Here is a 12,178-nt window from a genome sequence, read left to right on the forward strand (position 1 = left end):
TGCGGACCACGCTGTTCCATCTCTCTACAATAAAAAGGAGCATCCTCATGGCAGAAGAAAAGACCAACGTCATGCGCATCCTGGATCAAAAGAAGATCCCCTACACCCCCCACAGCTACCCCCACGGCGCGGGGGAAGCGGTGGACGGGGCCACGGTGGCCGCCCTCATTGGCCGGGACCCGGGGGAGGTCTTCAAGACCCTGGTGACCCGTGGGGCCTCCAAGGCAAATTATGTCTTCGTGGTGCCGGTCCTGGCCGAACTGGACCTGAAAAAGGCGGCCAGGACCGTGGGGGAGAAGTCCATCGAGCTCATCCACGTCAAGGAGCTCACCCCCCTCACCGGCTATGTCCGGGGGGGCTGCTCCCCCATCGGCATGAAAAAGCGGCTCAAAACGGTGGTGGATGCCTCCGCCCGGGACCGGGCCGCCATCCTGGTGAGCGCCGGGAAGATCGGCGCTCAGGTGGAGCTCTCCCCCGACGCCCTGGCGGGGCTCATCGGCGGCTCCTTTGCCGACGTGGTGAAGGCCCATGAATAAGACCGAGCTCCTCACCAAACTCTCCGCCGACGCCGACGAGCGGCTGGTCCTGGCCCGGGTCATGGACAAGCTGGAGCTGGCCCGGAACCGCTCCGTCCCCGCCCACACCTTTTTCCTCACCCTGGCCCAGCAGGAGGCGGCGGAGCGTCTCATCGCCGCCTGCGGCCACCCCGCCCATCTCTTCTGGGGCGGCTGGGAAAATGCCGAGCGGAAGCTCATCGCCTTTCTCCCCGACTGGATGGAGCCGGAGGACTTCACGTCCGGCGAGGAGGCCCCCATCGCCGCCCTCACCCTCACCCCCTCCGGGGGCGACGGGGCAAAGCTGACCCACCGGGACTACCTGGGGTCCATTCTGGGCCTGGGCCTTACCCGGGAGAAGATCGGCGACCTGCTGGTGGGGGACGGGGTCTGTCAGGTCCTCCTCCTGCGGGAGGTGGAGCACGTCCTTCTCACCCAATTAGACCAGGTGGGCCGGGCCCGGGTGAAGGTGACGGCCTGCCCCCTGGACCAGCTGCGTCCACCGGAGCAGAAGGTGAAGCTCATCCGGGACACGGTGGCCGCCCTGCGGCTGGACGCGGTGGCCTCCACCGGCTTCTCCCTCTCCCGGAGCAAGATGGCCGCCCTCATCTCCTCCAAAAAGCTCACCCTCAATGGCCGGGAGTGCGACAAGCCCGACCGGCTGGTGGAGGCCGGGGACGTGCTCACCTGCCGGGGCCTGGGCAAGTGCGTGCTCACGGAGGTGTCCGGCACGTCCAAAAAGGGCCGCATCATGATCGTCATGGAACGCTATCTGTAAAAGGAGGACTGCCCCATGGAGCAGCATAAGATCGACCGCATCAACGAACTGGCCCGGAAGGCCAAGGCCGACGGCCTCACCCTGGAGGAGGAGGCCGAGCGGGAGGGTTTAAGGGCCGAGTACCGGGCCTCCATCCGGGCGTACCTCACCGCCCACCTGGATAACACCTATATCGTGGACGAAAAGGGCAACAAGACCAAGCTGAAGAAAAAGGACCCAAAAGAGCTTTGATCTTTTGGGCGCTGTGGGGGATGCCGGACACGGAGAGCAAGACAAACTCCTCCCCACTGCCCCACCCTCATCCGGCCCTACGGGCCACCTTCCCCCTTCCAGGGGGAAGGTTTTGCGTGTTGCACGTTCCAGACCTTCCCCCCTCAGGGGGGAAGGTGGCGGCGTCAGCCGCCGGATGAGGGGAAACCTTGGGTGTGCTCCGGCGCGCCAAATCACCTCCCAGCGCGGGCCTAGGCCAGGTGGCCGCCATATGTGGCGGTTCTGCATATCTGTAACCGTGTGGTCCGTAGGGGCGCACCTGTGTGTGCGCCCGCGGACCTTCCCCCTTCCAGGGGGAAGGTGGCATGGCCAAAGGCCATGACGGATGAGGGTGGGCCGGAGGTTGTACCCTGGCCGATACACAGGTCGGCCCCTATGGGATATCACCGCGTCATGCTGAGCGAAGCATCCATTCTCCCCGCCCTTTTGCGTCATGGAACGGGCTCCCTCCGTCCGCTTCGCTGACAGCTCCCTCAAAGAGGGAGGCAACGGATTCTTCGGCCTGCGCCCTCAGAATGACGGGGGGACGCCATCGGCTCGCCGGGTATGGCGGTCTTGCATATCTGTAACCGTGTAGCCCGTAGGGGCGCACCTGTGTGTGCGCCCGCGGACCTTCCCCCTTCCAGGGGGAAGGTGGCATGGCCATAGGCCATGACGGATGAGGGTGGGCCGGAGGTTGTACCCTGGCCGATACACAGGTCGGCCCCTATGGGATATCACTGCGTCATGCTGAGCGAAGGGAAGCATCCGTTCTCCCCGCCCTTTTGCGTCATGGAACGGGCTCCCTCCGTCCGCTTCGCTGACAGCTCCCTCAAAGAGGGAGGCAACGGATTCTTCGGCCTGCGGCCTCAGAATGACGGGGGGACGCCATCGGTCCGCCGGGTATGGCGGCCCTGTATCCCAACTCCAGCCCTCTCGTCCCCTGTGAAAGGAGTGCTCTGGTATGAAGGTCACCGCGCTGATCGAAAACACCGCCCCCGACGCCGCCCTGCGCTGTGAGCACGGCCTGTCCCTCTGCATCGAGCACGAGGGATGGCGCTGTCTGCTGGACGCCGGGGCCTCCCCCGCCCTGCTGGACAATGCCGCCGCCCTGGGGATAGACCTGTCCGCCGTCGACGCCGCCGTCCTCTCCCACGGCCACTACGACCACTCCGGCGGCTTTGCCGCCTTCCTGGACGGCAATGACCGCGCCCCTCTCTACCTCCGTCCCCAGGCGGCGGAGCCGAGCTGGCGGGTCCGGAAGGACGGGGAGCGGAAGTACCTGGGGGTGCCGCCGGAACTGCTGGAGCGGCGGGACCGGCTGCGCTTCGTCACCGGACCGGGCGAGATCCACCCCGGCGTGTGGCTCCTCCCCCACACCGTCCCCGGCCTGGAAAAGCGGGGGGAGAAGGTGGCCATGTACCGCCAGGGCCCCGACGGCCTCCATCCCGACGACTTCGCCCACGAGCAGACCCTGGTGGTCCTCCATGGGACGGAGCTGGCCATCTTCAGCAGCTGTTCCCACGCCGGGGCGGATACCGTGGTGGAGGAGGTCCAGGCCGCCTTTCCCGGGAAAACCGTCCGGGCCTTCTTCGGCGGCTTCCACCTGATGGGGGCCGGCGGCGCGGCCACCCTTGGGGTGCGGCCCGAGGCCGCCCGGGCCCTGGGGGAACGGCTCCTGTCCCTTACTGTGGCCGAGGTCTGGACCGGCCACTGCACCGGCCTGCCCGCCTTCGACCTGCTGCGCCGCATCCTGGCCGAACGGCTCCACTACCTCTCCGCCGGGACCGTGGTCCGGCTGTGGGAGCCCACCCCGTAAGGCGGGGGCGGGGACACAAGAAGAACGTAAGAATTTTCCGCCCTCTTTCTTAAGAAAATTGTGGTATGGTTTCCTCCGACCAAAAAAGGAGGGGTACCATGCCTGCTTTGCGCCCGGAGCGGAGCCGCGTCCGCGCCAGCTCTGAGACCATCCCCGGCTTTTTTGCCCGGGGACTCAACTACTACAAGCTCTTCTGGGTCTTTTTCCTGTGCGCCTTTCTGGGCGCCCTGGTGGAGACCCTCTTCATGCTCCTCACCAAGGGGGAGCTCCAGAACCGCAGCGGCGTGCTCTACGGCCAGTTCTCCCTGGTGTGGGGGCTGGGGGCGGTGCTGTTCACGGTGTGCTTCCACCGGCTGACCGGACAGCGGGACCTGGTGATCTTCCTGGCGGGTACCCTGGTGGGCGGGGCCTATGAGTACCTGTGCTCCTGGGTCCAGGAGCTGCTGTTCGGGGCCTGCTTCTGGGATTACAGCCACATCCCCCTCAACATCAATGGGCGGGTGAGTCTGCTCTACGCCATGTTCTGGGGGGTGGCCGCAGTGGTGTGGGTCAAGGACCTCTACCCCAGGGTGTGTACCCTCATCGGCTGCCTGCCCAACCGGATCGGTAAGCCCCTCACCTGGGTCCTTACGGTGCTCATGGCCTGCAATATCCTCCTCTCGGCCGCCGCCCTCATCCGTTGGGAGCAGCGGCAGCTGGGCCTGCCCCCGGAAAACGCCTTCGCCTGCATGCTGGACCGCCGTTACCCGGATGAGCGCATGTACCAGAGCTACTCCACCCTCACCTTCGTGGGGGATGGGGAGCCCCGCCCGTGACCGCCCCCCGCAGGCCCCAAAAAAGAAAGTACGGATGCCGCCGTGGTCCTCTGGTTGCCACGGCGGTCTTTTTTTGGTATAATACACTGATATGTTTTTGATTTTTCTGAGGGTAGAGAGGTAGGACATGGACAATATTATACTCATCGGCATGCCCGGCGCGGGCAAGAGCACCGTGGGCGTGCTTCTGGCCAAGACCCTGGGCTATGCGTTTTTGGATACGGACCTGGTGATCCAGGAGCGGGAGGGGCATCTCCTCCAGGACCTGGTGGACGGGCTGGGGGTGGAGACCTTCCTGGACCGGGAGGCCGACGCCGTCTGCGCCATGGACTGTGACCGCACGGTGATCGCCACGGGGGGGAGCGTGGTGTGCCGGGACCGGGGCATGGAGCGCCTGAAAACCATGGGCCGCATCATCTATCTGCATCTGCCGCTTGAGGAGCTGGAGCGCAGGCTCCACAACATCAGCACCCGGGGCATCGCCATGGCCCCGGGCGAGACCCTGGCCCACATCTACGACCACCGGGCCCCCCTCTACCAGCGGTACGCCGACTGCACCGTGAAGGTGGGGCGGCAGACCCTGGAGGAGACGGTGGCGCAGGTGCTGCGCGCCCTCAGATAGGGCAGTCTCGCATACGCAAGCGTATGCGCGAAGGAACCCCAGCCTTCTGCCTGTAAAGGCCATGAAACGCGTATTTTATGTACGCGGGAACAAAAAACGAAGAGAAGGAACGACAACCATATGGATTTTAAGGAATTAGGGCTCATCTCCCCCATTCTGAAGGCCCTCGCCGCCCAGGGCTACGACCAGCCCACCCCCATCCAGCGCCAGGCCATCCCCCCCGCCCTGAAGGGCCGGGACGTGCTGGGCTGCGCCCAGACCGGCACGGGTAAGACCTGTGCCTTTGCCGCCCCCATCCTCCAGCGGCTCAACGCCGACGTGGTGGTGGGCCCCCGCTATATCCGCTCCCTCATCCTCACCCCCACCCGGGAGCTGGCCCTCCAGATCCAGGAGTCCTTTGCCGCCTATGGCCGGAACCTGCCCCTGCGCTCCGCCGTCATCTTCGGCGGGGTGGGGCAGCAGCCCCAGGTGGAGAAGCTGAAAAAGGGCGTGGATATCCTGGTGGCCACCCCGGGCCGGCTCCTGGACCTCCAGGGCCAGGGCCTTCTGGACCTGAGCCGGGTGGAGATCTTCGTCCTGGACGAGGCCGACCGCATGCTGGACATGGGCTTCATCCACGACGTCCGCCGGGTCTTGAAGCTCCTCCCCGAGAAGAAGCAGACCCTCTTCTTCTCGGCCACCATGCCCCCCGAGGTCATGGAACTGGTGGATGCCCTCCTCCACGACCCCGCCAAGGTGGCGGTGGACCCGGTCTCCTCCCCGGTGGAGGTCATCGACCAGAAGGTGTGCTTTGTGGACAAGGGGAACAAGTCCAGGCTCCTGGCCTGGCTGATGGACACCCTGGCGGTGAAGAGCGCCCTGGTCTTCACCCGCACCAAACACGGGGCCAACAAGGTGGCCGCCGACCTCACCAAGGCGGGCATCTCCGCCGCCGCCATCCACGGCAACAAGTCCCAGACCGCCCGGCAGCAGGCCCTTGCCGACTTCAAGGCGGGGCGGGTGAAGTGCCTGGTGGCCACCGACATCGCCGCCCGGGGCATCGACATCGAGGAGCTCTCCTACGTCTTCAACTACAACCTGCCCGAGGTGCCCGAGACCTACGTCCACCGCATCGGACGCACCGGACGGGCCGGCCGGGGCGGCACCGCCGTCTCCTTCTGCGACTTTGCGGAGAAGGAATACCTCAAGGGGGTGGAAAAGCTCATCGGGCGGTCCATTCCGGTGCTGGCCGGCCACCCCTGGCCCATGGAGGTCTTTGAGGTGACCAAGGATGCCAAGGGCCGCACGGTGAACGCCGAGGACGCCGAGGCCCGGGCCGCCGCCAGGGAGCGCCGCCGGGCCCGTGATGCCGCCAGTCAGGAGAAAAAGGGGCAGAAGGCATCCCCCCAGCCCGCCCCGGAGCCCGCCCCCGCCCCCAGGAAGAAGCGGGAGCCCCGCTGGAAGAAGGCGGAGGGGCCCGGCGTGCTGGACGCGGTGCTCCCCGAGCGGAGCGCCGGCCCGGAGCAGGGGGAGTACCGGGACTTCCACCGGCCCGACCCCCTGTCCTCTGACCGCATCATGGACGCCACCGCCCGGCTGCTGGCCCCCCGGAAGGCCCCGGTGAAGCCGGAGCCTGTGAAGGCGGAGGAAGGGGAGAACCGCTCTCGCCGCCGGAAGAAGAAAAAGAAGGGGGCCCAGGCGGAACCCCAGAGCCAGGCGGAGCGGAAGGTCCGGGAGGCCCAGCCGCCCAAGGCGGCCCCGGCCCCCAAGGCCCAGTCCAAGCGCCGCCATGACCGGGGCCGCGGACCCCGGGGAGGCCGGCCCGCGATGCCCATGAAGAGCGGCGCGGTGAAGGACTCCACCGAGCAGCCCAGTCTCATGAAGCCCTATTATATCGAGCACGACTGAGACCCTCGTCATTTTGAGGTATTTTTCCTGTCATTCTGAGGCGGAGCCGAAGAATCCGTTGGCGCCCTCTTTAGAGGGAGCTGTCGCCGCAGGCGACTGAGGGAGTGGCAGGGTACAAACCACGCCACTGGGCCGATGGGGGCATCGGCTCCTGGATGGTGCGCCACGACCTCCCCTTTCCTGTCATTCTGAGGCCGCAGGCCGAAGAATCCGTCCCCCGGCCCCTGACGGCGGAAAAGGGACGGGGAAAACGGATGCTTCGCTTTGCTCAGCATGACGCCGTGATATCCCGTAGGGGCCGACCTGTGTGTCGGCCCGGATGCATCCCCCGGCCCACCCTCATCCGTCATTTGCTTCGCAAATGCCACCTTCCCCCTGGGAGGGGGAAGGTCATCCTGGGTCCGGCGTTTCCCCTCATCCGTCTGGCCTTCGGCCAGCTATCTTCCCCCAGGGGAAGGCAGTTTTGGCGCGGGGCGTGCCGGGTCGTCGCGCCCCACAAAACAGGGATATGACCGATTCCCCACCGTAGGGGCCGACCTGTGTGTCGGCCCGGGTGCATGATGGGGGGGCGCACCCTCATCCGGCGGCTGACGCCGCCATCTCCCCCCTAAAAAATCCCCACAAAAAGGAGCGCCGACCCAGCCATGGACTATTTCGCAGGAGAATATGACATCGCCGTCATCGGCGCAGGCCACGCGGGCATCGAGGCCGCCCTGGCCGCCGCCCGGCTGGGGCTGAAGACCCTGTGCTTCACGGTGAATCTGGACGCGGTGGGCAACATGCCCTGCAACCCGGCCATCGGCGGCACCGGCAAGGGCCACCTGGTCCGGGAGCTGGACGCCCTGGGCGGCGAGATGGCCAGATGTGCCGACCGGGCCTGCATCCAGTACCGGCTGCTCAACAAGGGCAAGGGCCCCGCCGTGTGGTCCCTCCGGGCCCAGGCAGACCGCCGGGAGTACCAGAAGCTCATGAAGCACACCCTGGAGCGGCAGGAGAACCTGTGGGTGAAACAGGCCGAGGTGGTGGACGTCCTCACCGACGAGACGGGGGCGGTCTCCGGCGTCAAAACGGCCACCGGCGCGATCTATCATGTGAAGGCCGCCGTGGTATGTACCGGCACCCACCTGGGGGGCCGCACCATCGTGGGTGAGGTCACCCGGGACGCCGGTCCCGACGGCCTGGCCGCCGCCCTCCCCCTCACCGAGAGCCTCCGAAAGCTGGGGGTGAGCCTGCGCCGCTTCAAGACGGGGACGCCCCCCAGGGTCAACCGCCGCAGCGTGGATTTTTCCAAAATGGAGCTCCAGCCCGGCGACGAGACGGTGGTCCCCTTCTCCTTCGAGACGGAGAAGCCGCCGGAAAACCGGGCGGTGTGCTACCTCACCTATACCAACGAGCGCACCCACGACGTCATCCGCCGGAATTTGGACCGTTCCCCCCTCTTCTCCGGGGTCATCGAGGGGGTGGGGCCCAGGTACTGCCCCTCCATCGAGGATAAGGTGGTCCGCTTTGCCGACAAGCCCCGGCACCAGCTCTTCGTCGAGCCCATGGGTCTGGACACGGAGGAGCTCTACATCCAGGGCTTCTCCTCCTCCCTCCCCGAGGAGGTCCAGGTGGAGATGCTCCACACCATCCCCGGCCTGGAGCAGGCCGAGATGACCCGGTGCGCCTACGCCATCGAGTACGACTGCTGCGACCCCACCGAGCTCTACCCCACCCTGGAGCACATCCGGGTCCCGGGGCTCTACGGGGCGGGGCAGTTCAACGGCTCCTCGGGCTATGAGGAGGCCGCCGTCCAGGGCCTTGTGGCGGGGGTGAACGCCGCCCTCAAGCTGCTGGGCCGGCCCCCCATGGTGCTCACCCGGGACCAGGGGTACATCGGCGTGCTCATCGACGATCTGGTGACCAAGGGCGCCAATGAGCCCTACCGTATGATGACCTCCCGGACGGAGTACCGGCTCCTCTGCCGCCAGGACAACGCCGACCAGCGGCTGTGCCCGGTGGGCCATGAGATCGGCCTGGTCTCTGACGAGCGGTACCGGAAGGTGCTGGAGAAGTACGCCGCCGTGGGCAAAGAGGTCAAGCGGCTCCTGAGCACGGGGGTGGCCCCCTCTCCCATGCTCGATGCCATGCTCACAGAGCGGGGGGAGTCTCCCGCCCGGGACGGGGCAAGGCTGGCCGATCTGCTGCGGCGGCCACGGGTGGGCTATGCCGACCTCTCCCCCTTCGACCCCAACCGGCCCGACCTGCGGTTGGAGGTCACCGAGCAGGTGGAGATCGCCCTCAAGTACGAGGGGTACATCGCCCGGCAGCAGCGGCAGGTGGAGGAGATGCGCAAGCTGGAGACCCGTCCCCTGCCCCCGGACCTCAATTATATGGACATCTCAGTCCTCCGGCTGGAGGCCCGGCAGAAGCTCCAGGCCATCCGGCCCATGAGCCTGGGACAGGCGTCCCGCATCTCCGGCGTCAGCCCCGCCGATATCGCCGCGCTGATGATCTGGCTGGAGCACCGGAGCCAGTGAAAGAAAAGCAAATAGAGCGGTGCTGACGCCGGAGGGGCCCCGCGAAGTGGGGCTGGTGGGGGTGGCCGGGGCGGTGGAGCACACCTCACCCCCGTCATTCTGAGGCCGCAGGCCGAAGAATCCGTATTCCCGGTTCCTGGTTTTTCGGAAAAGACGAGAGAGACGGATTCTTCGCTTCGCTCAGAATGACGTGAGAAAATGGCGCGGGCGCGCCGAGTCGTCGCGCCCCGCACAAAAGTGGTGCAGCCCCCCCAAAAAAACCTTCCCCCTGAGAGGGGGGGCTGGCTCCCTCCTTGAGGGAGCTGTCAGCGAAGCTGACTGAGGGAGTTTTCCCGTTACGGAACAGGGCGGGGAAACGGATGCTTCGCTGACGCTCAGCATGACACAGGAGAGGGTTGGGCGCACACACAGGTGCGCCCCTACGTCGTCGGGCCAAAGTTCGCCCCATGACCTTCTCCCTTTCAGGGGGAAGGTGCCCCGCAGGGGCGGATGAGGGTGGGCGGGAGCGCAGAAACCAGGTGCTCCAATGACCTGCGCCCCCTCATCCGTCATTTGCTCCGCAAATGCCACCTTCCCCCCTAAGAGGGGAAGGTTTACGGGCGCATTCCTCACCCGCCCCTCATCCCCCCTGATTGGAGGTACCTATGAAGCCAAAACTGATCCTGGGCCTGTCCGGCGGCGTGGACTCCGCCGTATCCGCCGCCCTGCTCCGGGAGACCTATGACGTCCGCTGTGTCTTCCTGGACATCGGCCTGGGGGGCGGCGAGGAGGCCGGGGCGCTGGCCGACAGCCTGTCCCTCCCCTTCCAAACGGTGGACATCCGGGAGAAGCTGGAGCACTTTGTCTGCGCCGACTTCCACCGGGAGTACCTGGCGGGCCGGACCCCCCTCCCCTGCGCCCGGTGCAACCCTCTGGTGAAATTCCCCGCCCTCATGGAGGCGGCCGAGGCGGAGGGGGCCCGGTTTGTGGCCACCGGCCACTACGCCCGGGTGACCGCCGGCCCCGACGGGCGGGTGCTGCTGCGCAAGGGCCAGCCGGCCAACGACCAGTCCTACATGCTCTCCCGGCTGACCCAGACCATCCTCTGCCGGGCGGTCTTCCCTCTGGGCCCCTATGAGAAGACCCAGGTCCGGGCCATGGCGGCTGAGCTGGGCCTGGCGGCGGCGAAGAAGCCCGACTCCATGGAGATCTGCTTCATCCCAGATGGGGACTACGCCGCCTGGCTGGACCGCCGGGGCGGGACCCCGCCGCCGGGGGATTTCATTGACCGGGACGGCAGGGTACTGGGCCGGCACAAGGGCTACCACCACTACACCATCGGCCAGGGCCGGGGCCTGGGGGTGTCCGGCCCCCACCGGTACTTCGTCACGGCCATCGACCCCGTCCGCAACACCGTCACCCTCTCCGACGGCAGCGACCTCATGGCCCGGCGGGTGGTCTGCGCCCGCCCCAACTGGATCGCCGTGGACGGGCTGGACGGCCCCAGACCGGTCACCGTGCGGCTGCGCCACTCCCGGACGGAGCAGCCCGCAGAGATTCTCCCCGGCCCCAACGGACAGGTGGAGGTCCGGCTGACCGAGCCCGCCCGGGCGCCCACACCGGGCCAGCTGGCCGTCTTCTACGACGGCGACGTGGTGGTGGGCAGCGCCTGGATCGAAAGGAGCGAAGGGGTATGGAGCTGAAACAGATCAAGGGGGATACCTGGTGCCTGGAGGGGGCGGAGCTCATCCCTCTGGTGCGTTTGCCGGGGGACAAGTGCGTGCTGCTGGACAGCGGCCACGCCTTCGAGGGGCCGGCCCTCACCGCCGCCCTGGAGGGGGCGGGCCTGACGCCGGTGGGGGTCTTCTGTTCCCACGCCCACGTGGACCACGCCGGCAACAACCACTACCTGCGCCGGCGGTACGGGACCAGGATCTGTCTGCCCCTGTGGGAGGCCGCCCTCAGCGCCAGCCTCACCATGTATAAGGCGGTCTACAACGCCTTCACCCCCCGGAGCCTGGAGGCCAGGAACGGCCATCTGCTGGGGCCGGTGGACGAGACGGCGGGCACCCGGGACGGGACCGTGGAGTTCTGCTCGGTGCCCCTCCAGGTGGTCCACACCCCCGGCCACACCCCGGACCACATCTGCACCATCACCCCGGACGGGGTGCTCTATGTGGCCGACGCCCTCATGGCGGGGGAGGTGCTGGCGGGGGCCAGGCTGCCCTACCACACCCTCCACGAGGAGGCCCGGCGGAGCATGGAGAAGCTGCGCCAGACCCCCTGCGCCCTGTGCGCCGTGGCCCACCAGGGGGTGACGGAGGACCTGCCCGGCCTGGTGGAGGCCAATCTGGCCGCCCTGGACCGGCTCAATGAGGACCTGCTCTCCCTGGCGGCGGAGCCGGTGAGCATGGACCAGCTGTGCCTGGCCTACTACCGCAAGAAGCAGCTGCTCACCACCCATGTGGAAAAGGCCGCCCTCTACGCCCGGAACATCCACGCCATGTCGGAGTATCTGGTGGACATGGGGCGCATGGAGATCCAGGTCCGGGAGGGTCTGCGGTATTTTGTCCGCACCTGAGCCCTTTTGGCATCCTGAGCGCTCCCCTTTGTCATCCTGAGCACTCCCCTTTGTCATCCTGAGCGCAGCGAAGGATCCGTCTCTCCCGTCTTTTCGGGCCGGGTCAGGGGATGCGGATTCTTCGGCTCCGCCTCAGAATGACGGGGAATAGGGTGTGGTGCTGTTCTGTTCCCCCCCTCAGTCCGGCTCCGCCGGACAGCTCCCCCGTCAAGGGGGAGCTATGCAGGCGAGCGCATGATCAGGGGCCCGCGCAACACAAAAAAAGACCTTCCGTCTGTAATGAACTGCCCCAGATTATGCGGACAGCACAAAAAAGAGCCCCTCGGAGGAAATATAGAGTCAGTCACATAAACACAACAGCCGCAGCCGACGAGC

General features: G+C 66.8%; 10 protein-coding genes. All 10 read left to right on the forward strand.

Features of this window, described 5'->3' with window-relative positions; all coding sequences use genetic code 11:
• Nucleotides 1-47 precede the first annotated feature (47 nt).
• A complete protein-coding gene (gene ybaK, locus Q0Y09_RS12165) occupies nucleotides 48-536 on the forward strand; it encodes a Cys-tRNA(Pro) deacylase (protein WP_297722098.1) in 489 nt (162 codons plus the stop codon).
• Nucleotides 529-1,332 (forward strand): YlmH/Sll1252 family protein, encoded by an 804-nt coding sequence (locus Q0Y09_RS12170; protein WP_297722101.1) that lies wholly within the window; start codon nucleotides 529-531, stop codon nucleotides 1,330-1,332. Before ybaK ends, Q0Y09_RS12170 begins: the two co-directional genes overlap by 8 nt.
• A gap of 15 nt (nucleotides 1,333-1,347) precedes the next feature.
• Nucleotides 1,348-1,563, forward strand: a complete 216-nt coding sequence (locus tag Q0Y09_RS12175; protein WP_297722104.1) for a DUF896 domain-containing protein — start codon at nucleotides 1,348-1,350, stop codon at nucleotides 1,561-1,563.
• A 982-nt stretch (nucleotides 1,564-2,545) separates the two neighbouring features.
• A complete protein-coding gene (locus Q0Y09_RS12180; protein WP_297722108.1) occupies nucleotides 2,546-3,400 on the forward strand; it encodes an MBL fold metallo-hydrolase in 855 nt (284 codons plus the stop codon).
• A 98-nt stretch (nucleotides 3,401-3,498) separates the two neighbouring features.
• Nucleotides 3,499-4,215: a putative ABC transporter permease gene (locus Q0Y09_RS12185; RefSeq protein ID WP_297722111.1), complete on the forward strand. Its 717-nt coding sequence runs from the start codon at nucleotides 3,499-3,501 to the stop codon at nucleotides 4,213-4,215.
• 127 nt (nucleotides 4,216-4,342) lie between these two features.
• Nucleotides 4,343-4,837, forward strand: coding sequence for a shikimate kinase (locus tag Q0Y09_RS12190; RefSeq protein ID WP_297722114.1), 495 nt, complete (start codon nucleotides 4,343-4,345; stop codon nucleotides 4,835-4,837).
• A gap of 120 nt (nucleotides 4,838-4,957) precedes the next feature.
• Nucleotides 4,958-6,724 (forward strand): DEAD/DEAH box helicase, encoded by a 1,767-nt coding sequence (locus Q0Y09_RS12195; RefSeq protein WP_297722117.1) that lies wholly within the window; start codon nucleotides 4,958-4,960, stop codon nucleotides 6,722-6,724.
• Nucleotides 6,725-7,368: 644 nt separating this feature from the next.
• On the forward strand, nucleotides 7,369-9,243 hold the full coding sequence (gene mnmG / locus Q0Y09_RS12200) for a tRNA uridine-5-carboxymethylaminomethyl(34) synthesis enzyme MnmG (protein ID WP_297722121.1): 1,875 nt from the start codon (nucleotides 7,369-7,371) through the stop codon (nucleotides 9,241-9,243).
• Nucleotides 9,244-9,887: 644 nt separating this feature from the next.
• Nucleotides 9,888-10,925 (forward strand): tRNA 2-thiouridine(34) synthase MnmA, encoded by a 1,038-nt coding sequence (gene mnmA, locus Q0Y09_RS12205; protein WP_297722124.1) that lies wholly within the window; start codon nucleotides 9,888-9,890, stop codon nucleotides 10,923-10,925.
• A complete protein-coding gene (locus tag Q0Y09_RS12210) occupies nucleotides 10,916-11,803 on the forward strand; it encodes an MBL fold metallo-hydrolase (RefSeq protein WP_297722127.1) in 888 nt (295 codons plus the stop codon). The genes mnmA and Q0Y09_RS12210 overlap by 10 nt, the downstream gene beginning before the upstream one ends.
• Nucleotides 11,804-12,178 lie beyond the last annotated feature (375 nt).

The organism is Intestinimonas sp. (genome assembly GCF_026169115.1).
In the GTDB taxonomy this organism is placed as follows: Bacteria; Bacillota; Clostridia; order Oscillospirales; family Oscillospiraceae; genus Intestinimonas.